Here is a 25,718-nt window from a genome sequence, read left to right as displayed (position 1 = left end):
AAAATCGAAATATATGTGGACCTGAGAAAAAGAATAAAATAGGTCGTATATACTGTTTTATAAGTAATTTATGAGAACTTTTTTAATAATTTTATCGACCCTACCATTGTTAGGTTGTAATCTTTTAGCCAAAAATGAGAAAGAAAATTTTAAAGATATGGCCCTTAAGAATTTAACTTATTCTCATATGGATGGTATGAGTGGTGATATTTTTAAATTTAATTTAGAAACAAATGATGATTTAAATAAGATTTATCAAGAGAATAATTATAAATATTCACATTTTAAGTGCGATAATATTAAAAATCACTTTGTGATAGGAGCTATTTCAGTCGAGGGAGAGAAGTTAAAAAATGGAAAATATACTTCATCTGGGTACTTTAAAGTCTGCGAAGATGAATCCATGAATGTATGTATCGATAAGAATCAATTGGAAAAATTGTTAACTAGCAATATGTCTTGTAGAGTAGTTTTTGGGGGCTTATTACAAAGTAGTAAAGTTGTAGCAGATAATATTTTAATATCCAAAGAAGCTATAAGAAAATCCAATTTCCAATAGAGTTTTAAATGAAAAAATTTCTTTACCTATCAGGGCTAATTTTTTTAAGTGGATGTAGTGAAAAAATTTCAAATTTCACAATAGAACATACTAGGAAAAGTAATGAAAAATTAAACTTTGCTACGAAAATTGAAGATAAGGAAGTTTTAAATAAAATAAAAGAATCTTCATCAAAAAAAATTGTTTGCAAAAATACTGCTAATAACAATCAAATGTTGGATGCTTATATAGATAAGATTGAAAATAACAAAATTGATGTATCTGTAGAATTTTGCTCAAATTATGATAATAGAAGCTGTGAGCCTATAGATATCAGTTCACTTAAAAAAATTAATTTAGAATGCCAAGCAATTTTCTCTGCAATGATTGGTAATGTCTCTAAATCAGAAAAATTTCCAATTGTATGGGAAGAAAAATAATTTGTTTAAAAATCTGAAACTTGATTTGATAACTTTAGGTATTCCCTTGTTACTTATGGCAGGGTGTGGTCACGAATATACAATTGAGCCTGAAAGACTTCCAGTAGCCTATGTAGGTAAGGCATATAATCAGCAATTAAACATATCAGGTGGTAGAGTGATACCATATTCTTTTGAAGTTGAAACTAATTTCCCTAGTGATATGAATATCTCTATTAGCCCAATAGATGAACATGAAGCGGATGCTTATAATAATTTAAAAATTTCTGGAGTTCCAAAGTATAAGGGAACTTTTACAATTCATATATATGCGGGTTTTTATGCTAGTGGGGATGGGAAGTTAGATAAGACCTATGAATTTATTGTAAATGAATAAGATATTTAACCATATGATTTTATTTGGTTTAAATAAGAGATAAGTATGAAAAAGAATTTATTAATTACCGTACTAATTTCAATTTTCATCATACAGTCCTTATTAAATTATTACTTCTGGAACCGTACAAAAACACCCGAAATTCATGTTTTAGAAAAACCTTTAAAGATATATTCGTTTGAAGGTAAATATTCGAAAAATAGCACTTTGCCAGAATATTATATTTTACCAGAAGGTACTGTTTTATATGATGATAGTGACTCTTTGAACAGAAGGGTTATGGTTTATTTCAATTTACAAGGTGTAGATTTTAAATTCGAAGAACAAGACCCAGATATCTTAAAACAACCTAGTGAAGTCAGTGGTATAAGATCGAAGGACTTGCCTGATTTACTAAAAGAAATTCCTCTGACTAAAAAAGATATTTATTTAATTATTAAACATGATGAACGTATAAAAGACTCTGTGCGTTCAATTTTATTCAAAGAATACAAAATTGATCCATCAGAGTATGAAAAGTAGTTAAATACTACTACGACATATAAACATCAAATTAAAAATTCAGAGAAGCGTAATTGATTACGCTTCTTCTATCATAAGAAATTGTTTAAGCAGCTTGAATGGCTTCACCACAAAGAGAAACAGTTTCTTGTTTATGCTGGTGTAAATACCAGAACTGCTCTGCAACCGTTTCTGGATGCACCGTGTAGGTTTTATCTTGTGCTCCAGATGTACCATCAACGAAACCATTCACAATTATTTGGCTCACGTAAACATTTGAGTCAGCAAGACTATGAGCAAGTAAGTTGGTGGCTTTGTATTGAGCGGCAGCGGTAGTTGCTAAGGATGAGTACTCTTTAGCCACCAAGTCGATACCCACTGCATCGAAAGCGAAAATTCCATTTGTCGATAAAATACTACCGTGGTTCTTCTCTAAATCGCCTAAGCAAGCTTGTACCGTCGCAATATAGCTCGAAACACGAATATGAAAGCTTTTGGTGAGCTCTAGTGGAGGGGTTTTTAAGATATTGCCTTCAATATCATGGAAAGCATTCCAATGAATATTTTTAATCTCTCCTAATCGGTCTTTAATATGATTAATAAGATTTGGTATATCTTCAAGAACCGCTAAATCACATGTAAAAGCGTAAGCTTCAATACCTTGTGTTTTAAGTTCTAAAATGGCTTTTTCGAGTTTTTCAGTATTACGTGCCACTAACCCGATTTTATAGCCTTCTTTACCAAACTTATGTGCTACGGCTTTGGAAATACCCGTTCCATAACCAAAAATTATAATATTGTTGTTCATTATAAAGTTCCAAAAAACCAATTATTTGGTTAGAAATAGTTTATAATATGTTTTTATAATGTATTCAAGCGCAAAAGTTATCTCTAAGAATAGTACCCAAAGAATAAAATGCTTAAAAGCGGGGATTAGGGAGTCAGCTTTACATGAGTTATTCGGCTAAACATGCGCTGTTGAAAGAATTATTAGTTTGACTTCTCTATCACTCTATCTTAAATTAATTGGAACGATCGTTCCTGTTAAGTGTGTCTATGCGAACCAAAGAATTTGAAACTGATGAAATTGCTGATGCAGCCATGCAGGTTTTTTGGCGTCGTGGTTATGCTGCAACTTCAGTGCAAGATTTGGTTGACGGTACGGGACTATCAAGAAGTAGCCTTTACAGTACCTTTCAAAACAAGCAAGGGCTCTATCAAAAAGCGTTACAGCGTTATGAGCTTTTAACCACGCTTAACAATGTGAAGCTATTGTCTGGTTCAGGTTCTCCGAAAGTACTTATTCGAGAATTACTTCTTAATATTGTTGAAGATGAGCTAAGTGATCCAGAACACAAAGGATGTCTTGTCGCAAATGCATGTTTAGAACTGGCTGGCCATGATGAAGATGTCGCTCAATTTGTTGTGAGTAATCTACAGAAACTTCAATATGCTTTAGAGAGTTTGTTAATTAAAGCTCAACAATCTGGTGAAATTCCTTCTACCCAAAATCCACGCGCGTTAGCGAGTTTTTTTGTAAATACGATTCAAGGATTACGTGTTTTAGGGAAAGGCAGTCCACTTGAGCAAAGAAAGCAATGTTTAATGGATGTGGTCGAGGTTGCTTTAAATATTTTATAAAACTCATTTAAACCTTAACTATTGTTGAGCTGAATAGTTAAGGTTTTTATTTAACTTAAATTGGAACGATCATTCCATAATAGTGATTTTAGTTTACATGGAGAACAAATGCCTTCCCATCCTAACCTTATAAAACAAGTTTATAGCGATGCAGAGCAGGGTAAGTACCTTGCAAGCGAAATTGAGAGTTAAGCTTTATGAATATGAAGAGTAATGAAACACCTCGTCAGTTAACCGAAGAGTTTTCTGCTCAATTACCGATTTGGAAATTGTTGGCTTTTACAGTTGCAGGCTTTCTAACCATCATGACAGAAACCATGCCAGCAGGGCTTTTGCCCCAAATCAGTCAAGGCTTACATATTTCAGAAGCTTATGCAGGGCAGCTTATAGCAGTGTATGCCTTAGGTTCTGTTTTAGCGGCAATACCGCTGATTAGCCTTACGCGTAGTTGGAATCGGAGACCCTTATTACTCAGTGCTATTGCAGGGTTACTTTTATTTAATGCGATTACTGCCTTATCAAATGACTATACTCTGACTTTAATTGCTCGTTTTATTGCAGGGATGGCAGCGGGTGTTATTTGGGGGCTTTTAGCGGGTTATGTAAGACGCATGGTCTCTGCATCGTATCAAGGACGAGCTTTAGCAATCGCTGGGGTTGGGCAACCGATAGCTTTATCAATAGGAGTTCCTTTGGGTGCGTGGTTGGGAACATTGTTTGAATGGCGTGGTGTGTTTTGGATCATGTCTTTATTGGCATTGATTTTATTTGTCTGGATTCGTTTTAGCATTCCTGATTTTGTAGGGCAGTCAGCGCAAAAAAGGTTACCCATTTTAAAAGTTCTTTTAATGCCGGGCATTAGAGCTGTTTTAGCAGTCGTCTTTCTTTGGATATTGGCACATAGCATTCTCTATACTTATATTTCACCCTTTTTGGTCTCGACAGGGCAGATATACAACGTTGAGACTATCCTGTTTATATTCGGCATTTCTTCAATTGTAGGCATTCTCATTACAGGGATGTTTATCGATCGTTCATTAAGAAAAATAACACTTTTGAGCTTATTTATCTTTGCAATCGCAACAGCGCTGTTGGGTGTTTATAGTTCTTCAAATTTTGTCGTACTGGCGGGTGTTGTGTTATGGGGAGTCACTTTTGGTGGAGCTCCGACCTTATTACAAACAGCTCTGGCAAATACTGCGGAACACGAAGCAGATGTAGCACAGTCTATGTTGGTCACTGTATTTAACCTTGCTATTGCATTCGGTGGAATGATTGGCGGGGGACTGCTTGAAAGTTTTGGGGCAGCTTCTTTTCCATGGTTTATGCTAGTTTTTGCCTTGATCGCATTATGTACCGTTTACCAAGCCCGTAAACATGGTTTTATCTCTTCATAAAAGGCTTTTGCCCTTCATGACTAAAAAATGAAGGGTAATTTACTTTTTATAGCCTGATGTCCTATTGGTCAAAACAATGAATGATTTGGTAAAATAAACCGAAAAACACAAATAAAGTGGAATTTAAATTTAACTAATTATTGGTAAATGGGAATAAATTCTTTTAACTTTGTTTAATGGCGTAAAAATTCCCAAAAATATTAAAAATTAGCTTTTCTTAGAAAAACAATCCCGCAGGGTGCTGGCTAAACTATATCTCAAGGGTGTGATAGGGATCGAAAAGAGTAGCATGCACCAAAACGTATAACGTTAGTGTGTACTCACCCAAAAGGTCTCGATTCGGCTTAGGACGCTATAGATCAAAAGTTTATAGGCAAAAGGTTCTAACTTACAAAGTTATAATTGTTGAAGTAAACCATAGATGTTTTCCCTTGACACCCTAAAAAATTCTCTATAATAAAAACGATACTTTACAAGAATATAATTTATGAATAAGCCTTATCTTTCTGCTTTACCTACCGACAGTCAAATCTCATCTCAACTGAATAATGCTTACTTCCACGATTCGTGGAGTATTGTGCTTGGTCAGCCCGACCTAAATGTATTTCAGCAACTTATTAAGCTATTTCAGCACACTCCGCAGTGGATAGAGTGGAGCATGAATATGCGTAATAAAATTACTTCAAAGATTGGGCTTAAAGATTTAGGAAGTTTTAAGCAGATTGATACTCATAAAAAAGAAAATGAGTATGTGGCAGGCGACCGAATTGGAATTTTTACTTTTTTGCAGCGTACCGAAAATGAATTAGTGATTGGAGACGATGACAAGCACTTAAATGTGACTTTATCTATTTATAAAAATGAAGATACCCAAGTGCTTACCGTAACTACAATAGTGCATATTAAAAATTGGCTTGGGCGATTGTATATGCTACCTGTAATTCCTGCCCATCGAAAAATCGTACCAGCGACTTTACAGATTTTAGGTTAGATTACTATTTTTATTTACGATGTGATCAGCCAAAATTGTTTATATAATAATCTTAATATCATAATAAAGAGCTGAATAATATGGAGAATAAAAATCAGTGTCGGCAGTGCGCCGTTTGTGGGAAAAATTTTCCTTTAAAAGATCTAGTGTCTGGTGAAGTCATTCGTAAAGTGATTAGTGATGAAATTTTAAAAGACTATCCAGATTGGAATTACTCAAGTTTTATTTGTCGAGCCGATCTGGCAGATTATCGAATTAAGTACGTTCAATCAATTTTACGTTCCGAAAAGGGTGAACTCTCTAATTTAGAAAATGAAGTGATTGGCAGTATGCAACGCCATGAGCTAATTAGCCGAAATACCGAATCCGACTTTGATCAAAAATGGACGTTTGGGGAAAAACTGGCAGATAAAATCGCAACATTTGGTGGTAGCTGGGCTTTTCTCATTTGCTTTGCTCTATTTTTGACAGGTTGGATTATTCTAAACACGGTCGTAATGGTAGTCCGTCCCGTCGACCCTTATCCCTTTATTTTGCTGAATTTAGTATTGTCATGTTTAGCTGCAATTCAAGCACCTATTATTATGATGAGCCAAAATCGCCAAGAAGCAAAAGACCGTTTACGTTCTCAACATGATTATCAAATTAATTTAAAAGCCGAACTTGAGATTCGCCATTTGCATGAAAAAATGGATCACCTTTTATCGCATCAGTGGGAAAGACTTGCGCATATTCAAGAAATTCAGCTCGATCTTTTGGCTGAAATGAATAAAAAACGGTAAAGATTTTCTGAGTTTCACGTGGAACATGAGTAGAGCGTTATAGATTATTTTGCGGTAGGTCTGAAATTTCTTTATGATTTGCCGCCATGCTCCATTGCTGTTTCTACGACCATGCCTTTAAACGACAACTTTGTTTACGCTCCGCCACAAGATCCGCTTTCAATTTTATTTGAAGACGATGATTTGGTTGTGGTTGATAAACCTGCGGGTTTGTTGTCGGTAATGGGACGGTTACCTGAGCATCATGACAGCGCTTATTTACGGGTGCTAGAAAAGTTCCCTTTGGCTAAAGTGACGCATCGTTTAGATATGGCGACGTCGGGCTTACTTATGTTTGCCAAGCATCGTGGTGCAGAAGTTGCTGTAAGTAAAATGTTTCAGGCCAGAACTGTCAAAAAACATTATATTGCGTTGGTACAAGGCCAAGTCGCACAAGAGGGCAGCGTTGAAGTTCCACTCATTACCGATTGGGAAAATCGCCCAAGACAAATTGTACATTTTGAACTAGGCAAAAATGCTAAAACGTTGTTTCAACCGTTGGTTTATGATGAAACAACAGATCAAAGTCGAGTATTACTTGAACCCGTAACAGGACGCTCGCATCAGTTACGTGTGCACATGATGCATATAGGACATCCGATTATGGGGGACAAGTTATATCACCCTGAGCCTAAACGTTTTCACTTAAACCGCATGGCCTTACATGCCGCATATTTGGCTTTTCAGCATCCAATAAATGGAACGGATGTGGTGATTGAGTCGCAAGTGCCTTTTTAAAATTTATATAATTAAAAAATTAATTTGATGCAATTGGGAACGGAATATATACCCAAACTGCAATAAAAGTCGGGTATTCTTAATGTCGAATAATATTAATACTGCGACAACAACAAGGATCATTTTATGACTCGTGACTACGAACAATTTCCAGATGACGATAACGGCAACGTACTTTGGCAAATGGCTGAAGATGGGGATGATTTAACCGAGCTGCATGAAATTGAATTTTCAATTGCTTTTCAAGATCAGAAAAATGCAGAGCAATGTGCACTCTATTTGCTTTACCAAGAACAAAAAGTTTCACTTTTTCAAGATGACTCTGTTGAGCCAAATGAGTGGGTGATTACCATCTTCGTTAACATGGAACCTGAGTATTCAGACATTGTTGACTTGGAACAATGGTTTGCCAGCATCGCTGAGAAATTTCAGGGCGAATATGATGGATGGGGCTGTATGGCCTATGTCTTTGAGGAAGACGAAGAAGATGACCTGTTGCAGTAAGGTCTAAAATAAAGAGTAGGAGATAATCATGAACTTATCTCAAAAACAAATTGCAGTACGGTTTTTAGAGCTTGCCGCAGCTGGTGAAGTTGATGAAGCTTACAGCAATTACACTGCGCCGAACTTCAAGCATCACAACCCTTATTATGCGGGTGATGCGACTTCTTTGAAGGAAGGGATGCGTGAAAGTGCAATTGAAACTCCCAACAAAGTCTTTGATGTTCAACATGTCATTGAAGAGGGTGATTTGGTTGCTGTGCATTCAAAACTTGAAATGCAAATGAATGGGTTAACCACCTTGGCCGTGGTTCATATTTGCCGTTTTGAAAAGGGTAAAATTGCTGAGTTTTGGGATATTGGGCAAGTACAGCCCGACCCACTCATCAATGAAAATGGTATGTTCTAATAAAAAGCCCGAAATAATTCGGGCTTTTGATTTATGTATGAATTAAAACTTCCACTGTGCCGAAATTGAGGCGTTCAGTGGTTCACCTGGTTGAACCCATAAATCGCTATAGCTTGAGACATAGTAGGTTTTATCAAACAGATTATTTACATTGAGCTGATAACGTAAGCGATCAGATGGGGCATAGTAGCCATTTAAATTGACCAGCGTATAACTTGGTAAATTAAAGCCATTGTCTAGGTTATGCCCGCTGCGTTCACCCACATAGGTAAGGTTAGCGCCTACACCTGCTTTTCTTGCGTCGTCTTGGAGAAACTCATAATTGGTGCTTACTGAACCTTGATGTTTTGGAACATTGCTCAGACGAGCGCCTTTTGCCAAGTCTTGGTCTTTTTCAATTTGAGCATCGGTATAACTATAGTTGGCATTGACGAACCAGCGGTCATTGATTTGGCTATTTAAATCAAACTCAATCCCTTTACTACTTACTTCACCTGCTGCGGTTTGAAAGTTACTGTCGATTGGATCTGTCGTCAGTACATTCTGTTTTTTCATTTTAAACAAAGCGAGACTCAGCACACTTTGGTCGTTTATTTTATATTTGGTACCGACTTCATAGCTTTCGCCTTTTTCAGGAGCAAAAGTCTGACCATTTCGATTCATGCCACTATTCATGGCAAATGAGCGGCCATAGTTGCTATAAAACGCCCATTGCTCAGAGGCTTTAAAATTTACTCCGAAACGTGGACTATTCTGGTGAAGAGTTTGATTATTTTCAGTCTGAGTTAGGTGATTTTTAAAGTCTTGTTCGACCTGATCAAAACGGTTGCCAAATAGCACACTCCATTGATCATTGAAAAAGATCTGGTCTTGTACATTAAGCGCAAAGTAACGCTGGCGCTCTTTGGTGTCGGTAAACGGAGCTAGATTCGGTAAATATTTGCCATATTCGGGTTGGTAAATATCAATTGTGTTTACTGTAGTGGAAGAGTTTGAATCATGGTTCCGACGCAGTTGATATTGTTTATAGTCGAGTTGACCAAGCTCGGTTGAAAGTAAAATTTCATGACGAGCCCAAGACGTATCAAGCTTGCCAAGTAACTCTGTCTGAGCTAGGACATCTTCACTTGTATAATCACGATAACGGCGTTGACGTTCTAAAGTACGTCCATCGGCTTGCATACGCCGAGGTTCGGTTGCAAAACCGACCATTTTGGCGTCTTTATAGCTGACCGCACTATTTAGTTTCCAGTCAGGATTAAACTCGTGACTCAGACGTAATTGGTAAAAGTAATCTTTTATTTTTAAATCGCTGTCGTCAGGTTCACCTGTAAATGTTTTCGGATCCATCACAAATTGGTGATTGACTGTGCTGACCCCACGGTCAAAGGTTCCTTTATGCTCAGTAAATTCGCTGTCAAAGTCGAGTTGCGTCTGGTCTGAAATTTTCCATGTGAGCTGTGGTGAAAAGAACCAGCGTTCACTGCTGACATGATCACGGAAGCTTTGATTATCTTCATGAGCCACTGCTACACGATAGGCCAGTTCATCATTTATAGGCGCGGTATGTTCCAGACTAATTCGGTATTGTTCTTGGGTATTAGCGCGTAAGTTAACTTCACTTTCACTTTCCCATTGTGGTTTTTTACTATTGAGGTTAAGTAAACCTCCTGTTTCGCCGCGGCCATATAGCGCCGCCATTGGACCTTTTAAAAACTCTAAAGATTCAATATTTACGACATCTTTTGGAGCACTAATCCCTCGGTTGACACTCAAGCCGTTGCGGATCATAGAGGCACCTAAATTGGGATCGGTACTAAAACCGCGGAAAGAGTAATTATCCCAAAAGCCACCACCGAAACTGTTTTGATGAAAAACCCCGCTCACCAAGCTTAATGCGTCATCAATTCGTTGAACGTCTTGTTGTTCCATTATTTGTTTAGAAAGATAAGCACGGTTAAAAGGAACATCTAAAACATCGTGAGTAAATTTAGTTGCCGAGCTATTTTGGCTCACATTTTCTCGGGTGCTTTCGGCCTGAATGCGTATGGTCTCAAGTACCGTTGATGTTTCCTCTCCCCAAGTGAGGGTCGATATTAATGATAGACCTAACGAAGACAACAATCCTAATTTGTGTCGCATAAATAATCAGCCATAAAAAGACAAAAGGAATTAAATGTAATAGTATAACGTTACATTATTTTGTTGATTACTGCTATGTCTATAGAAAAAAATATTGAACGTTTACAGTCGATTGATGCATTGCGTGGTTTGGTTATCCTTATTATGTTGCTCGACCATGTAAGAGAAACTTTCTATTTACATAAACAGGTTACCGATCCAATGGATGTGACCGCGACTGAACCCGCCTTATTTGGTAGTCGGTTATTGGCACATATCTGTGCTCCGGTTTTTGTACTTTTAACGGGTATTTCTGCTTTTTTATTTCAGTCAAAAAAACAGGACTTACAGCAAACACGTGCTTTTTTATTAAAGCGTGGCTTATTTTTAATTGTGTTAGAGCTTACCCTTGTGAACTTTGCATGGACTGCAACTTTTCCACCCGAAGTCATTTATTTACAGGTGATCTGGGCGATTGGTATTAGCATGGTGGTGCTAGCGTGCTGTGTAAGTTTGCCTTTGCCTGTTCTTGCGGGCGCAGGTTTGGTTATTGTTTTTGGGCACAACTTATTAGATTCAGTACATTTCTCTCAAGGCATCTTACAAAATATATGGTTTGTTTTACATGACCGTGGTTGGATTGAGTTTGCAGGTATTAAGCTTCGCACAAGCTATCCGGTTTTACCTTGGATTGGCGTGATTTTATTGGGCTATGCGTTAGGTCAGTTCTTTAGTTCAAAATATTCAGCACATCCAAGAAGCCGCGCTTTACTCAGTCTTGGCTTAATAAGTATTGGGTTATTTGTTTTACTACGTTTTATCAACGTCTATGGCGACCAGCCGTGGCAGCATTTTGAGTCATTACAACTGAGCCTTATGAGCTTTTTTAACCTCACTAAGTATCCCCCGTCTTTACTGTTTATTTTGCTGAATGTTGGAATTGGCTTGATTGTGCTGGTTGCTTTTGAACGTATGCAGCAATACTCGTTTTTAAAACCATTAGTTGTATTTGGCTCGGTGCCTATGTTCTTTTATTTATTGCACTTATATGTATTGAAACTCATGTATGTGCTTGCGTTAAACGTGTGGGGAGCTAACTACGGAAACTATTTGTCGGTCAATCATGTATGGATGCTCTGGTTAATCACGATAGTGTTGTCTTTTGTACTTTACCCAGCGGTTAAATGGTTCTCGAAGTTCAAACATCAAAATAAACATATTTCGATTTTAAAATATTTCTAATTTCCAAAAGGTGAGTAAAGCGATTTCAATTAATGCTCGCTTTACTTGCTTACATCTAGATATAGAGTTTCTTTCACTTCTTCCATGACCACATAACTGTGTGACGATGCCGAAGCGGGGAGTTTCTTTAGCAGATCCCCTAACAAGCGGCGATATGCACTCATTTCTTTTAAACGCGCTTTTACGAGGTAGTCAAATTCGCCTGAAATAAGGTGACATTCAAGCACTTCAGGAATTTCGACTAAGTCTCTGGCTACCTGATCAAACACATCGCCAGATTTGGCAGATAACTTAATTTCTAAAAAGACAAGCAGGTTACGGTCCACAAAGGCTGGGTTTAACCGAGCGTAATAACCCATGATAATGCCATCGCGTTCTAGGCGTTTTACACGCTCCGAACAGGGGGTGGTCGACAGGTTAACTCTCGATGCCAATTCACTAATCGCAATTCGTCCTTCGCGCTGCAAAATATCCAGAATCATGCGATCTATACGATCTAAGGGGCGCATAGATATTTCCTCTTTTTTTAAAATTCTCGTGAGAAAAACATAAATTTACCTAGATTATAGCCTGAAAAACAGTGAAATAAACTATTGAAGCAGAAATATACTAGTTAAATAAACTGGTGTGCGTGAGGGAATGGAAATGCGCGTAATTGTTTTAGGTAGCGGCGTTATTGGAGTGGCAAGTGCCTATTATCTAGCTCAACAAGGAGCTGAGGTTACTGTTCTCGATCGCCAGTCAGGTCCTGCTGAAGAAACAAGCTTTGGTAATGCAGGTCAAATTTCGCCTGGGTATTCTACCCCTTGGGCAGCACCAGGAATTCCTTTTAAAGCCGTGAAATGGATGTTTCAACACCATGCACCGCTTGCGATTAATTTAGATGGCAGCATGTGGCAGTTACAGTGGATGGCTCAAATGCTAAAAAATTGTAATCCACAAAGTTATGCTGTTAACAAAGAACGTATGATGCGCGTGGCTGAATACAGCCGTGACTGCTTACGTGAACTTAGAAAAGATACAGGCATTAACTACGAAAACCGTGCAAAAGGCACGTTGCAGTTATTCCGTAAAGAAGCACAAATGGAAGCGGTTCAACGTGACATTAGCGTGCTTGAAGAGTGCGGCGTAAGCTACGAATTATTAAATGGCAACGAACTTGGTCGTGTAGAACCAGCGTTGGCAAATGCGCAAGATAAATTGGTTGGTGGTTTACACTTACCAAATGATGAAACAGGCGACTGTTATTTATTTACCAATGCTTTAGCTCAAATTGCCAAAGAGTTAGGTGTTAACTTCCAGTTCAACCAGAACGTAGAAAAATTGATTGTTGAAGGCGATGAAATTAAGGGCGTTCAGGTCAATGGTAAGGTCTTAACCGCAGATCGATATGTCTTAGCATTTGGTAGCTATTCACGTGATTTCTTGAAACCACTTGATCTACAGTTGCCTGTATATCCTGTGAAAGGTTACTCGTTGACGATTCCAATTGTTGACCCTGCTTTTGCTCCGCAATCTACAGTGCTTGATGAAACCTACAAAATTGCGATTACGCGTTTCGACCAACGTATTCGTGTAGGTGGAATGGCAGAGTTAAGTGGCTTTAACTTAGGCCTGAATGAAGACCGCCGTGCAACATTGCAAATGGTGACTCAGGATTTGTTCCCAGGCGGTGATATGGCACAGGCGTCTTTCTGGACGGGTCTACGTCCAATGACACCAGACAGTACACCAATTATTGGCGCAACTCGCTTTAAAAATCTGTTCTTGAATACAGGTCACGGTACTCTAGGCTGGACAATGGCATGTGGTTCAGGAAAATTAATCAGTGACATCGTATTGAATCACAAGACTGATATCAGTACCGATGGCCTTTCAATTCAGCGTTATTCACACGCGCATGCTGCATAACGGACGTTAGGAAAGTAATCATGCCTCGTCCTATTACCGCAGTCATCCACCGTCAAGCCTTACAAAATAACTTGGCGGTGGTACGCAAGGCTATGCCAAACAGTAAGGTCTTTGCCGTTGTAAAAGCCAATGCTTATGGACACGGAATTGAACGTGTTTATGAAGCATTTAAAGCAGCAGATGGCTTTGCCTTACTTGATCTTGATGAAGCAAAGCGAATTCGCGCTTTAGGCTGGACAGGTCCAATTTTATTGCTCGAAGGAATTTTCTCTCCTCAAGACTTATTCGATTGTGTGCAATATCAACTCAGTTTCACCATTCATAGTGAAGCGCAAATCGAGTGGGTAGAAAAGCATCCTTATCCTGCTCAATTTGATGTTTGCCTAAAAATGAACAGTGGTATGAACCGTCTTGGTTTTAAACCTCAGCACTATGTTCAGGCTTGGGAACGTTTAAATAACTTGGCAAATGTCTCCAAGATTACGCACATGATGCATTTTTCAGATGCAGATGGCGATCGTTTTGGCCAGCAGGGTATTGATTATCAAATCACTGCCTTTGAAGAAATTGTTAAAGAGTTACCGGGCGAAAGATCAATAAGTAATAGTGCGGCAATTCTGCGTTATCAAGACCAGCTCAAATCAGATTATGCCCGTAGCGGCATCATGCTCTATGGCAGCTCGCCAGACTACCCGACGCATAGTATTGCAGACTGGGGCTTACAACCGACCATGAGCTTACGCAGTGAAATTATTTCCGTTCAGCATTTAGAGCCGAATGAAAGTGTAGGGTATGGTTCAAACTTTGTCGCAGAGCAGCCCATGGCGATTGGAATTGTCGCTTGTGGCTATGCTGATGGTTATCAACGTATTTCACCAACAGGTACGCCTGTTTTAGTGGACTCAGTTCGCACTCGCACAATTGGTCGCGTCAGCATGGATATGTTGGCAGTCGATTTAACGGGCATTGAAAATGCCAAAGTCGGCAGTGAAGTGGTGCTCTGGGGCCAATCAAGTACAGGTGTCGTTTTACCTATTGATGATGTCGCAGTTTCATCCGGTACAGTGGGCTATGAACTGATGTGTGCCGTCACCGCCCGTGTTCAATTTATTAATCAGGTATAAGGAAATCCGAATGTCTAATTCAGATATACAAAAGATTAACACTAACGAAGTCATGAGCGCCGTGACTGTTTTTAACAAAGTAGTTTATCTGTCAGGTCAGGTACCTAAAAATACCGAGCAAGACGTGGCAGGCCAAACTCGTGAAATTCTTGCAACGATTGATGAACTTTTGGCATTAGCCAATACCGACAAATCTCGCTTGCTCTCTGCACAGCTCTATTTGAAAAATCTTTCTGACTTTTCAACCGTAAATGCAATTTGGGTTGACTGGTTAAAAGGGTGTGTTGCTCCATCGCGTGCCACAATTCAGGCCGATTTGGTCAATCCAGATTGGTTAATTGAAATTGCCGTGACGGCAGCACAAAAGTAATTCGTTTTTACTCCAAAAATGATGATGTATCTAACAGAAGGAAGATAGATACGGTTTAACCAGTCATTTTTGGTGAACAGATTCAGTGACCTATGGCATACGGTTCAATTTTCGCCGTAGGTTGCTGATCTTAACAAAGGAATTCAAAAAGGAATTTTAATATGACAACGGCTCGTCATTCAGATACGGAAAATTCTCCTGATCATCTGCAACGAAAACTGTCTAACCGTCATTTACAACTGATTGCTATTGGCGGTGCAATTGGAACCGGCCTATTTATGGGTTCGGGCAAAACTATCTCCCTCGCAGGTCCTTCAATCCTTTTGATCTATATGATTATTGGAGGAATGTTCTTTTTCTTAATGCGTGCAATGGGCGAGTTGCTCCTTGCAAATCTGCATTACAAATCTTTTGTTGATATGGCTCATGACCTGATTGGTCCTTGGGCTGGTTATTATTTGGGCTGGACTTATTGGTTAGGTTGGGTGCTGGTGGGTATTGCGGACCTTTCAGCGGTCATTAACTATTTAGGTTTCTGGCTACCCGATGGTGCAAGCTTCTCACCAATACAGCAAGCCATGATTAGTGCAGGCTGTGTGTTGTTTGTGATGGGCCTTAACCTACTGACAGTACGCCTATTTGGTGAAATCGAATTCTGGTTTGCCCTTATTAAGATTCTGGCGATTATTGGCCTGATCGGAGTGGGTGGCTATATGATTTTCAGCCATTTCCAAGCTCCACAAGGCGCTGTTGCAAGCATTAGTAATGTTTGGTCGCATGGCGGTTTATTCCCGAAAGGTACAGAAGGCTTCTTGGCAGGATTCCAGATTGCTGTATTTGCTTTTGTCGGGGTGGAACTCGTAGGTACAACAGCTGCTGAAACCAAAGACCCGCAGAAGAACTTACCGAAAGCGATTAATGCGATTCCGGTACGTATTATTTTGTTCTATGTATTGGCACTGTTTATTGTGATGTCGGTAACACCGTGGGATCACATTCGTGCAGACAAAAGTCCGTTTGTTGAGTTGTTCTTAAATGCGGGTATTCCGGTTTCAGCAATCATCATGAACTTAGTTGTACTTTCTTCGGTGATGTCTTCAATGAACAGCGGCGTGTTTTCAACCAGTCGTATGTTGTTTGGTTTATCAAAAGATGGTCAGGCACCTGGTGCATTTGGCCGCTTATCAAAACGCGCAGTTCCTTCAAATGGTTTGATTTTCTCTTGTACCTTTATCATGGGTGGGGCGGTACTTCAGTATTTTGTTCCAAACACAATGGAGGCATTTACTTTGGCAAGCTCACTCTGTGTGATTCTATTCATTAGTGTCTGGAGTCTCATCATGGTGTGCTATTTACGCTACCGTAAATTACGTCCTGAATTACATGAAAAATCAACATTCAAAATGCCAGGTGGCGTTTGGATGAGTTATGTTGTTTTGGCATTTATGCTTTTCACTTTAGTCATCTTGGCATTAGAGCCAGATACATTGAAAGCTTTATATGTCAGTCCAGTATGGCTGGTCATTTTAGGTGTTACCTACCATGTGTTGTATAAACCACGCATGAAAAAACTAGGACGTGAACTCGTCAACGATCATTAAGTTTTATTAAAAAGCCAATCAATCATGATTGGCTTTTTTTATTTTTATTAGATTTTTTATCGGAATAATATTGTTTATTTTTGGATCAATAGAGCAGTTTGGAGGGTATTGGAAAAGTACATATAGCAGGATCACATGCTACACTTCGGCTAATCTGGAACCCCGGATTGATTAATTAAAATTGCCGTGAAGGCAGTACATAAATAATGTGACTTAAAAAAATCAGGACAAACGATTTATCAATTAAGGAAAAAATATACTTGAACATCTTGTCCTGAGGTATAGACTCAGCAACCCACGATATACGGTTCGTTTTTCTCCCTATAGGTTGCTGATTTAAGTTAAGCAAAATATAAAAAGGACTTCTAATATGACAATGGTTCATCATTCTGATGAGGCAAGCTCCCCTGATCATTTACAACGGAAATTAAATAATCGCCATCTACAAATGATTGCAATTGGCGGTGCAATTGGAACCGGCTTATTTATGGGCTCGGGCAAAACCATCTCCCTCGCAGGTCCTTCAATCCTCGTTATCTACATGATAATTGGTGGTATGTTCTTTTTTCTGATGCGTGCATTGGGTGAACTACTGCTTGCCAACTTACATTACAAATCATTTGTCGATATGGCTTATGATTTGATCGGACCATGGGCTGGCTACTATATCGGCTGGACCTATTGGTTAGGCTGGGTATTGGTCGGTATTGCTGATTTGTCTGCGGTCATTAACTATTTAAGTTTCTGGCTGCCCGAAGGCGCCAGTTTCTCACCCATGCAACAAGCCATGATTAGTTCAGGCTGTGTACTATTCATTTTAGGGCTTAACCTTCTTACCGTTAAGCTATTTGGTGAAGTTGAATTCTGGTTCGCACTCATTAAGATTTTGGCCATTATTGGCCTGATTGGAGTCGGTGGTTACATGCTCCTCACTCATTTTCAAGCTCCGCATGGTGAGGTTGTGAGTGTAAGTAATGTGTGGTCGCATGGCGGCATATTTCCAAAAGGCGTAAGCGGATTTTTGGCAGGTTTCCAGATTGCCGTGTTTGCTTTCATTGGTGTTGAATTGATTGGTACAACTGCTGCTGAAACGAAAGATCCAGAGAAAAATCTACCAAAGGCAATTAACGCGATTCCTGTACGTATTATTTTATTCTATGTATTGGCACTCTTTGTGGTGATGTCAGTAACACCTTGGGATCACATTCGTGCAGATAAAAGTCCATTTGTTGAGTTGTTCTTAAATGCAGGTATTCCGATTTCAGCCATCATCATGAACTTGGTCGTACTGTCTTCAGTGATGTCTTCAATGAACAGCGGTGTGTTTTCAACCAGTCGTATGCTGTTCGGTTTATCGAAAGATGGTCAGGCGCCAAGTGCTTTGGGGCGTTTATCAAAACGTGCCGTACCTTCAAATGGTTTAATCTTCTCATGTATTTTCATTATGGGTGGGGCAGTGCTTCAGTACTTTGTTCCAAACACGATGGAAGCATTTACTTTGGCAAGTTCACTCTGTGTGATTCTCTTTATTAGTGTATGGCTTTTGATCATGGCATGCTATTTACGTTACCGTAAGTTAAGTCCAGAGTTACATGCTAAATCAACCTTTAAAATGCCAGGTGGGGTGTTGATGGCATATGTTGTCATTGCATTCTTCTTGTTCACTTTAGTGATTTTGGCACTAGAGCCAGATACATTAAAAGCGGTATACGTGAGTCCATTGTGGCTAGTTGTTTTAGGCGTTAGCTATCATGTGTTTTATAAACCACGCATGAAAAAACTAGGCCAAGAAACTTTTGATTAATTATTGCTAATTTCAAAAAAGCCAATCATCCGTGATTGGCTTTTTTATTTATATTCTCTAATCAACCAACAAATGCTGATATTTGTCAGCTTGTTTGCGTAGATAATCCCAAACCAATTTAATGCGCGGTTCATGTTGTAAATCAACAAAAGTCAGCATCCAAAACGTATGGGTAAAACGAACTTGTTGTTCTAACACCTCTTCAAGCTCAGGCTTATCATCTGCCAAAAACTTGGGCAAAATCGCAAGTCCTGCGCCAGCAATCACCGCAATTTGTTGGGCCAAAATACTGCTGCTACGAAAGTTAGCATTCAGCTTTAAAGGTAAACGTTCTAGACAATACAACTCGGGGCTATACACCAGATCATCAATATAGTTCACAAAGCGATGTTGGGTTAAATCTTCTAAGGCTCGAATAGGCGGGTTTTGGGCCAGATAGTTTTTGCTACCATAAATTTTTAAACAATAATCTGATAATCGCGTAATGATGTAAGGGCCAGACGTAGGACGATCAATTGACACAACAATATCTGCCTCACGGTGTGAAAGCTTAATCATTTTTGGCACTGGAATTAGGTCGATGGTGAGCAGTGGGTATTGAATCGAGAACTCAGCCAGTAAGCGGGCTAAAAACGCAGTACCAAAACCTTCAGGTGTGCCAATTCGCACACGACCTTGCAAGGGTTGGTGTGGTTTTTCAATTTGTAAGAAAGCTTGTTCCATTTGCTCAACTCGAGGAACCAGTGCCATCCCTTCGAGTGTCAGCTCATAACCCGTCGCTTCACGCTTAAACAGCGTTGTACCCAAAGCAAGTTCTAGGGCCTGAATCCGTCTTGCAACCGTACTGTGCTCGACACCAATAATCCGCGCAGCATTGGTCAAAGTTTTAGTTCGAGCTAAAACCAGAAAAAAATGTAGATGATCCCAATCCACTTTCATTTTTGTTGTCATCCTTGTGCATATTTGCACAACAATCGTGCATGAATTTCCGTTGGTGGTCAAAGTTTTCTTTGCTAGTCTCAATTGAAACTGGAATAAAGAAAATACATAGATAAGTATTTTCTAATAATTGAACACAATAAAAATATGGCCTACGGAGAGGTTATGAACACAATCCAAAAAATCGAATTGGAAACCGCTAAATTACTTATTAACGGACAGTTTATCGAATCTAAAACCCAAGAATGGCAAGATATTATTAACCCTGCAACTCAGGAAGTGATTGGCCGCGTGCCTTTTGCAACGGTTGAAGAGGTCGACGCTGCTATTCAAGCTGCACAAGATGCTTTTGCTTCTTGGCGTCAAACGCCAATTCAGGCACGTATGCGCATTATGCTTAAGTTACAAGACTTAATCCGTGCCAATATGAAGGAAATTGCACAAGTACTAACGGCTGAACAGGGTAAAACGTTGGCAGATGCTGAAGGCGACATTCAACGTGGTCTAGAAGTAGTGGAACATGCGTGTTCGATCGGCACTTTGCAAATGGGAGAATATGTTGAAGGTGTAGCACGTGGTGTAGACACTTACACATTGCAGCAACCTTTGGGTGTTTGTGCGGGTATTACGCCGTTTAACTTCCCTGCCATGATTCCGCTTTGGATGTTCCCAATGGCAATCGTATGCGGCAATACCTTTGTTTTAAAACCATCAGAACAAGATCCATTATCAACCATGATGCTGGTTGAACTTGCGATTCAAGCAGGTATTCCAGCAGGTGTGCTCAACGTTGTGCATGGTGGTAAAGAAGTGGTTGATCGCTTGTGTACTCATAAAGACATTAAAGCGATTTCATTTGTAGGCTCAACTGCGGTTGGCACTCATGTTTATAACCTTGCAGGGCAACATGGTAAACGCGTGCAGTCGATGATGGGTGCAAAAAACCATGTGGTTGTGATGCCAGATGCCAATAAAGAACAAACATTAAATGCTTTAGTCGGTGCAGCGTTTGGTGCGGCGGGGCAACGCTGTATGGCATTGTCGGTTGCAGTCATGGTGGGTGAAAGTAAACAGTGGATTCAAGAGCTAGTCGAAAAAGCGAAGACTTTAAAAGTAAATGCAGGCCATGAGCCAAATACTGACATTGGACCAGTGATTTCAAAACGTGCTAAAGCGCGAGTACTCGACTTAATTAATAGCGGTGTTGAGCAAGGTGCAGAACTTTTGCTTGATGGTCGTGATGTTCAAGTACAAGGCTATGAATCGGGCAACTTTGTCGGCGCGACGATTTTTAGTGGCGTAAATACCGACATGCGTATTTATAAAGAAGAAATCTTTGGTCCAGTGCTTTCTATTATTTGTGTCGATACACTTGATGAAGCGATTGCTTTGATCAACGCCAACCCATTTGGTAACGGTGTAGGTCTATTCACACAAAGCGGTGCGATTGCACGTACTTTCCAAAACTTAATTGATATTGGTCAAGTTGGTATCAATATTCCAATTCCTGTGCCAGTCCCTTTCTTTAGCTTTACGGGTTCAAGAGGTTCAAAACTGGGTGATTTGGGACCATACGGCAAACAGGCTGTGCAGTTCTATACCCAAACTAAAACTATTACCAGTCGTTGGTTTGAAGATAGCCATGAAGTTGGCGGTGTAAATACAACCATTAGTTTACGTTAAGGGGATCACGGATGAATATCGCCTTTATCGGTCTAGGCAATATGGGCGGCAGAATGGCCCATAACCTACTAAAAGCCGGAATCAAAGTTTATGGTTATGACCTCAGTGAAGTTGCTATTCAGCACTTCGCCGAGGCAGGTGGTGTGGTCTGCGACAGCCCGCAGGCAGCAGCAAAAAAAGCTGATGTGGTCCTTAGCATGTTGCCTGCGGCAAAGCATGTTAAGGAAGTTTACTTGGGTGAAAATGGTGTCTTGGAAGTGCTAAAAGCAGGTAGCTTATGCATTGATAGCAGTACCATTGACCCACAAACCATTAAAGACATTGCTACTGTTGCACATAGCAAAAATATTAAAATCTGCGATGCACCCGTCTCTGGTGGAACCATTGGTGCTCAAGCAGGAACCTTAACCTTTATGGTGGGTGCCGATGATCAAACCTTTAATGAAGTAAAACCTGTGCTTAGCCACATGGGCAAAAACATAGTTCATTGTGGTGATGTTGGAGCAGGCCAAATTGCCAAAATCTGCAATAACCTGATTTTGGGTATTTCAATGGCAGCGGTGGCCGAAGGTATGGCACTTGGTGTGAAACTCGGCATCGACCCACAAGCATTGGCCGGCGTCATTAACACCTCAAGCGGTCGTTGCTGGAGCTCAGATGTGTGTAACCCATGGCCGCATATTAATGAAAATGCCCCAGCATCTCGAGGCTATCAAGACGGCTTTGCAACTCAGCTGATGCTAAAAGATCTGGGTCTTGCAGTAGAAGCGGCAGGCCAGGTCAAACAACCAGTTGTATTAGGTGGCATGGTGCAACAGCTGTATCAGCAAATGTGCATGCGCGGTAATGCCAATCTCGATTTTTCGAGCATTATTCAGCAATACCTGCCACAAGAGGCATAACGGTAAAGCCAAAGGATGGCTTTAAACACATTAAACCCTGTCGTGAATAACAACAAATCCGGACTGAGGGAAAAGATATGATGGATTATCAAAATGCTGCACAGACTTTCGATTTAGAAAGCACTGCAAAACAGATGTTATCAGGTTCACTTGATGCCTTAAATGCTTGTTATGAATGCTGTGATCGACACGTAGATGGCGACAAAATTGCGCTGTATTGGCAAGGAAAAGACGGGCGAAAAGAGCAATATACCTTCCGTGAATTAAAAGAGTGGTCGAGTCAGTTTGCTAACTTTTTAAAATCACAAGGTGTGAAAGCAGGCGACCGTATTTCAGGTCTATTACCAAGAACACCTGAATTGATCGTGACTATTTTTGCAGCTTGGCGAATTGGTGCTGTCTATCAACCACTATTTACTGCATTTGGCCCAAAAGCGATTGAGCACCGTATTCAGCTTGCACAAAGTAAGCTAGTGGTGACCGATATGGGCAACCGTAGCAAGCTTGATGAAATTGAAAATTGCCCTGCAATTGTGACGGTGGCCGACGCACAAGGTACTCCGCTTAAAGCAGGTGATTTTAATTTTTGGAATGAAGTGAAACAGCAGTCTGATCAATGCGATCTGGTTATGCGTAGCATTCAAGATCCTTTCTTGCTCATGTTTACTTCAGGCACTACAGGTCCTGCTAAACCATTGGAAGTGCCTTTAAAAGCATTGATTGCCTTTGGTCGATATATGCAAGATGCCATTGGTTTAACCGAAGAAGATTCGTTTTGGAATATTGCTGATCCGGGCTGGGCGTATGGTCTCTACTATGCGATTACTGGGCCGTTATTCTTGGGTCACGCTACTTTGTTCTATGAGGGTGGTTTCAGCACAGATAGCCTATGCCAAATTGTGAAAGATTATAAAGTTAATAATTTGGCAGGTGCACCAACGGCTTACCGTATGATGATGGCAGCTGATCCAGCACAAATGGCGCCCTTAAAAGGGCAGTTCCGTGTAGTGAGCAGTGCAGGAGAGCCGTTGAATCCAGAAGTGATTCGCTGGTTTAAACAAGTGCTTGATGCTCCAATTTATGACCATTATGGGCAAACTGAAGTGGGCATGGTGGTGTGTAATCATCATGGTTTAAAACATGAAATTCATGCTGGTTCAGCAGGTTTCTCAAGTCCGGGCTATCGCGTTGCGATTGTCAATGAACAAGGTGAAGAACTTCCGCCAGACACACCGGGAATTTTAGCGGTCGATATTAGCCAGTCTCCAATGATGTGGTTTGGTGGCTATAAAGAAAGCCGAAAATCGCCTTTCGTTGGTCATTACTATTTAACTGGCGACACTGCCGAGCTTCATGCCGATGGCAGCATGAGCTTTGTTGGTCGTAGTGATGATGTAATCACTACATCGGGCTATCGTATTGGGCCTTTCGATGTAGAAAGCGCACTACTCGAACATGATGCAGTGATTGAAGCAGCAGTGATTGGTGTGCCTGATCCGGACCGTACTGAAGTGGTTAAGGCCTTCGTAATTTTAGCTGCGGATGCTCAACCTTCCGATACACTTGCTGAACAACTCAGTCAATTTGTAAAAAAACGACTTTCTGCACATGCTTACCCACGTTTAGTTGAATTTGTGAGTGAATTACCTAAAACTCCAAGTGGCAAAATTCAGCGCTTTTTATTGCGTAATCAAGAAATTGCTAAACAACAAGCTAAAGCAGGGTAAAGGAAATAATAATGCAATTTACCGAAGAACAATTACTCATTCGTGATATGGCGAAAAGTTTCGCCCAAGAACAAATTAAGCCTAATGCCAGCGATTGGGACCGAGATGGGACATTCCCGAAAGAAACCTTGGCTCAAATGGGGCAACTCGGTTTTATGGGTATGCTTGTTTCAGAGCAATGGGGCGGTTCAGACACAGGTAACTTAGCCTATGTACTGGCTCTTGAAGAAGTTGCGGCAGCAGATGGCGCAACCTCGACCATTATGAGCGTACATAACTCGGTTGGTTGTGTGCCTATTTTAAAGTTTGGTACCGACGAGCAAAAAGAGCGCTTTTTAAAACCTCTGGCGCAAGGTGAAATGATCGGCGCTTTTGCTTTAACTGAACCACATACTGGATCAGATGCGGGAGCCATAAAAACCCGAGCAGTGAAAGATGGTGACGATTACATCTTAAATGGTGCCAAGCAGTTTATTACCTCTGGTGATAATGCTGGTGTCATTATTGTGTTTGCCGTGACCGACCCGAGCGCAGGTAAAAAGGGCATTAGTGCCTTTTTAGTTCCACGCGAAACTCCAGGTTATGAAGTGATTCGTGTTGAAGAAAAACTAGGTCTACATGCTTCAGATACGTGTCAGATTGCTTTAACAGATGTACGCATTCACAAAAGCCTCATGCTGGGCAAAGAAGGCGAAGGCTTAAAAATCGCTCTGGCCAATTTAGAAGGTGGGCGTATTGGTATTGCTGCACAAGCAGTCGGTCTAGCACGTGCGGCACTCGAAGAAGCAACTCGTTATGCCAAAGAGCGTATTACTTTTGGAAAACCAATTTTCGAGCATCAAACTATCGCGTTTCGCCTTGCTAGCATGGCAACAGAAATCGAAGCAGCGAGACAACTGGTTCACTACGCTGCGCGTTTAAAAGAAGCAGGTCAACCATGTCTCAATGAAGCCTCAATGGCCAAGTTATTTGCTTCAGAAATGACTGAACGCGTGTGTTCGAGAGCACTACAGGTGTTTGGTGGCTATGGTTATCTCAGAGACTTCCCAATTGAACGTATCTATCGTGATGCCCGTATCTGCCAAATTTACGAAGGCACGAGTGATATCCAACGTTTAGTGATTGCACGTAGTCTATAAAATCAGAACAAGGAATAAGTAATGCAGTGGCAAAGTATTTTATTAGAAAAGCGTAATGGGGTTGGACTGATTACATTAAATCGCCCTCAAGCGCTCAATGCCTTAAACAGTGAATTAATTAGTGAAATTAATCAGGCATTAGATCAGCTTGAAAAAGACCGTGAAATTGGCTGCATCGTATTGGCAGGCTCAGAAAAAGCTTTTGCCGCAGGAGCTGACATTAAAGAAATGGCTGATTTGGCATTTCCCGATATTTATTTAGATGATTTTTTTCATCTTGCAGACCGTATTGCGCAGCGCCGTAAACCTCTAATCGCTGCGGTCAGCGGCTATGCATTGGGTGGTGGCTGTGAGTTAGCGCTGATGTGTGACTTTATTTATTGTGCTGATAACGCCAAGTTTGGTTTACCCGAAGTCACTTTAGGTGTGATTCCAGGTATTGGTGGCACACAACGCTTAACCCATGCGATTGGTAAAGCCAAAGCAATGGAAATGTGCCTTACTGCTCGTCAAATGGGCGCTGTAGAAGCAGAACAAAGTGGTTTAGTTGCACGTGTGTTTACTAAAGAAGAATTACTTGAACAAACCATACAAGCCGCTGAAAAAATTGCGGCACGCTCTTTAACTGCAAACATGATGCTCAAAGAAACCATTAACCGTGCTTTTGAAGTGAATCTGACTGAAGGCTTACGTTTTGAAAGACGCATGTTCCATTCAATATTTGCAACATTTGACCAAAAAGAAGGAATGCAGGCTTTTGTTGAAAAACGAAAGGCAAATTTTAAAAATCAATAAGAGATCA

At 40.2% G+C, this 25,718-nt stretch carries 26 protein-coding genes; 22 read left to right on the top strand and 4 right to left on the bottom strand.

Annotated elements, in window-relative coordinates; translation table 11 throughout:
- Positions 1-70: 70 nt before the first annotated feature.
- The 4 genes from JGE69_RS16670 to JGE69_RS16655 are packed head-to-tail and all read left to right on the top strand — an operon-like array spanning position 71 to position 1,876.
- Entirely contained in the window at positions 71-559 is a 489-nt protein-coding gene (locus tag JGE69_RS16670; RefSeq protein ID WP_199114031.1) for a hypothetical protein, read from the top strand.
- Between the two features lie 8 nt (positions 560-567).
- Positions 568-978 carry a hypothetical protein gene (locus JGE69_RS16665; RefSeq protein ID WP_069121898.1) on the top strand — a complete coding sequence of 137 codons (411 nt, stop codon included), beginning with the start codon at positions 568-570 and terminating at the stop codon, positions 976-978.
- Entirely contained in the window at positions 932-1,354 is a 423-nt protein-coding gene (locus tag JGE69_RS16660; RefSeq protein ID WP_069121900.1) for a hypothetical protein, read from the top strand. The genes JGE69_RS16665 and JGE69_RS16660 overlap by 47 nt, the downstream gene beginning before the upstream one ends.
- A gap of 45 nt (positions 1,355-1,399) precedes the next feature.
- Positions 1,400-1,876, top strand: a complete 477-nt coding sequence (locus tag JGE69_RS16655) for a hypothetical protein (RefSeq protein ID WP_068543907.1) — start codon at positions 1,400-1,402, stop codon at positions 1,874-1,876.
- 85 nt (positions 1,877-1,961) lie between these two features.
- Here JGE69_RS16655 and JGE69_RS16650 read toward each other — a convergent pair whose 3' ends face one another.
- Positions 1,962-2,663 (bottom strand): SDR family NAD(P)-dependent oxidoreductase, encoded by a 702-nt coding sequence (locus JGE69_RS16650; RefSeq protein ID WP_199114033.1) that lies wholly within the window; start codon positions 2,661-2,663, stop codon positions 1,962-1,964.
- A 248-nt stretch (positions 2,664-2,911) separates the two neighbouring features.
- Between JGE69_RS16650 and JGE69_RS16645 the strand changes: the two genes are divergently transcribed.
- The 7 genes from JGE69_RS16645 to JGE69_RS16615 all read left to right on the top strand — a co-directional run bounded on the left by JGE69_RS16645 (position 2,912) and on the right by JGE69_RS16615 (position 8,353).
- Positions 2,912-3,496, top strand: coding sequence for a TetR/AcrR family transcriptional regulator (locus tag JGE69_RS16645; protein ID WP_199114035.1), 585 nt, complete (start codon positions 2,912-2,914; stop codon positions 3,494-3,496).
- Between the two features lie 197 nt (positions 3,497-3,693).
- Positions 3,694-4,893, top strand: coding sequence for an MFS transporter (locus tag JGE69_RS16640; RefSeq protein WP_199114037.1), 1,200 nt, complete (start codon positions 3,694-3,696; stop codon positions 4,891-4,893).
- A gap of 487 nt (positions 4,894-5,380) precedes the next feature.
- Positions 5,381-5,884, top strand: a complete 504-nt coding sequence (locus JGE69_RS16635) for a DUF2867 domain-containing protein (RefSeq protein ID WP_033850938.1) — start codon at positions 5,381-5,383, stop codon at positions 5,882-5,884.
- A gap of 80 nt (positions 5,885-5,964) precedes the next feature.
- Positions 5,965-6,666 carry a DUF1003 domain-containing protein gene (locus tag JGE69_RS16630; protein WP_161283056.1) on the top strand — a complete coding sequence of 234 codons (702 nt, stop codon included), beginning with the start codon at positions 5,965-5,967 and terminating at the stop codon, positions 6,664-6,666.
- Positions 6,667-6,777: 111 nt separating this feature from the next.
- The gene (locus JGE69_RS16625; RefSeq protein ID WP_199114039.1) at positions 6,778-7,443 is read left to right on the top strand and encodes an RluA family pseudouridine synthase; all 666 of its coding nucleotides are present in this window, start codon (positions 6,778-6,780) and stop codon (positions 7,441-7,443) included.
- A 126-nt stretch (positions 7,444-7,569) separates the two neighbouring features.
- On the top strand, positions 7,570-7,947 hold the full coding sequence (locus JGE69_RS16620; RefSeq protein WP_017399750.1) for a ribonuclease E inhibitor RraB: 378 nt from the start codon (positions 7,570-7,572) through the stop codon (positions 7,945-7,947).
- Between the two features lie 28 nt (positions 7,948-7,975).
- Positions 7,976-8,353 carry a nuclear transport factor 2 family protein gene (locus JGE69_RS16615; RefSeq protein ID WP_009387369.1) on the top strand — a complete coding sequence of 126 codons (378 nt, stop codon included), beginning with the start codon at positions 7,976-7,978 and terminating at the stop codon, positions 8,351-8,353.
- A 42-nt stretch (positions 8,354-8,395) separates the two neighbouring features.
- Here the strand turns inward: JGE69_RS16615 and JGE69_RS16610 are convergent, their stop codons facing one another.
- On the bottom strand, positions 8,396-10,495 hold the full coding sequence (locus JGE69_RS16610; protein WP_199114041.1) for a TonB-dependent receptor: 2,100 nt from the start codon (positions 10,493-10,495) through the stop codon (positions 8,396-8,398).
- 75 nt (positions 10,496-10,570) lie between these two features.
- Between JGE69_RS16610 and JGE69_RS16605 the strand changes: the two genes are divergently transcribed.
- Positions 10,571-11,716 carry a DUF1624 domain-containing protein gene (locus JGE69_RS16605; protein WP_199114043.1) on the top strand — a complete coding sequence of 382 codons (1,146 nt, stop codon included), beginning with the start codon at positions 10,571-10,573 and terminating at the stop codon, positions 11,714-11,716.
- Positions 11,717-11,757: 41 nt separating this feature from the next.
- Here the strand turns inward: JGE69_RS16605 and JGE69_RS16600 are convergent, their stop codons facing one another.
- On the bottom strand, positions 11,758-12,225 hold the full coding sequence (locus tag JGE69_RS16600) for an Lrp/AsnC ligand binding domain-containing protein (RefSeq protein WP_005804788.1): 468 nt from the start codon (positions 12,223-12,225) through the stop codon (positions 11,758-11,760).
- Between the two features lie 136 nt (positions 12,226-12,361).
- Between JGE69_RS16600 and JGE69_RS16595 the strand changes: the two genes are divergently transcribed.
- The 5 genes from JGE69_RS16595 to JGE69_RS16575 all read left to right on the top strand — a co-directional run bounded on the left by JGE69_RS16595 (position 12,362) and on the right by JGE69_RS16575 (position 18,526).
- Positions 12,362-13,627 (top strand): D-amino acid dehydrogenase, encoded by a 1,266-nt coding sequence (locus tag JGE69_RS16595; protein ID WP_001263969.1) that lies wholly within the window; start codon positions 12,362-12,364, stop codon positions 13,625-13,627.
- Between the two features lie 20 nt (positions 13,628-13,647).
- Positions 13,648-14,751 carry an alanine racemase gene (alr, locus tag JGE69_RS16590; RefSeq protein ID WP_199114045.1) on the top strand — a complete coding sequence of 368 codons (1,104 nt, stop codon included), beginning with the start codon at positions 13,648-13,650 and terminating at the stop codon, positions 14,749-14,751.
- A 10-nt stretch (positions 14,752-14,761) separates the two neighbouring features.
- A complete protein-coding gene (locus JGE69_RS16585) occupies positions 14,762-15,121 on the top strand; it encodes a RidA family protein (protein ID WP_000071347.1) in 360 nt (119 codons plus the stop codon).
- A gap of 161 nt (positions 15,122-15,282) precedes the next feature.
- Positions 15,283-16,722, top strand: coding sequence for an amino acid permease (locus JGE69_RS16580; RefSeq protein WP_002118023.1), 1,440 nt, complete (start codon positions 15,283-15,285; stop codon positions 16,720-16,722).
- Positions 16,723-17,092: 370 nt separating this feature from the next.
- Positions 17,093-18,526, top strand: coding sequence for an amino acid permease (locus tag JGE69_RS16575; protein ID WP_009387486.1), 1,434 nt, complete (start codon positions 17,093-17,095; stop codon positions 18,524-18,526).
- A 57-nt stretch (positions 18,527-18,583) separates the two neighbouring features.
- On the opposite strand, the gene JGE69_RS16570 is transcribed toward JGE69_RS16575, so the two are convergent.
- The gene (locus JGE69_RS16570) at positions 18,584-19,465 is read right to left on the bottom strand and encodes a LysR family transcriptional regulator (protein ID WP_199114046.1); all 882 of its coding nucleotides are present in this window, start codon (positions 19,463-19,465) and stop codon (positions 18,584-18,586) included.
- A gap of 165 nt (positions 19,466-19,630) precedes the next feature.
- Between JGE69_RS16570 and JGE69_RS16565 the strand changes: the two genes are divergently transcribed.
- The 5 genes from JGE69_RS16565 to JGE69_RS16545 all read left to right on the top strand — a co-directional run bounded on the left by JGE69_RS16565 (position 19,631) and on the right by JGE69_RS16545 (position 25,711).
- Positions 19,631-21,148 (top strand): CoA-acylating methylmalonate-semialdehyde dehydrogenase, encoded by a 1,518-nt coding sequence (locus JGE69_RS16565; protein ID WP_199114047.1) that lies wholly within the window; start codon positions 19,631-19,633, stop codon positions 21,146-21,148.
- A gap of 11 nt (positions 21,149-21,159) precedes the next feature.
- Entirely contained in the window at positions 21,160-22,050 is an 891-nt protein-coding gene (gene mmsB / locus JGE69_RS16560) for a 3-hydroxyisobutyrate dehydrogenase (protein WP_017482327.1), read from the top strand.
- Between the two features lie 77 nt (positions 22,051-22,127).
- Complete coding sequence (locus JGE69_RS16555; protein WP_199114048.1) at positions 22,128-23,777, top strand: AMP-binding protein; 1,650 nt, start codon at positions 22,128-22,130, stop codon at positions 23,775-23,777.
- An 11-nt stretch (positions 23,778-23,788) separates the two neighbouring features.
- Positions 23,789-24,916, top strand: coding sequence for an acyl-CoA dehydrogenase family protein (locus JGE69_RS16550; RefSeq protein ID WP_199114049.1), 1,128 nt, complete (start codon positions 23,789-23,791; stop codon positions 24,914-24,916).
- A 21-nt stretch (positions 24,917-24,937) separates the two neighbouring features.
- Complete coding sequence (locus JGE69_RS16545) at positions 24,938-25,711, top strand: enoyl-CoA hydratase (protein WP_199114050.1); 774 nt, start codon at positions 24,938-24,940, stop codon at positions 25,709-25,711.
- The last annotated feature ends 7 nt before the right edge of the window (positions 25,712-25,718 follow it).

The organism is Acinetobacter sp. C13, assembly GCF_016809775.1.
Taxonomy (GTDB): domain Bacteria; phylum Pseudomonadota; class Gammaproteobacteria; order Pseudomonadales; family Moraxellaceae; genus Acinetobacter; species Acinetobacter pittii.
The sequence above is the reverse complement of the archived record's forward strand: the minus strand, read 5'-3'. Positions and strand labels throughout refer to the sequence as shown.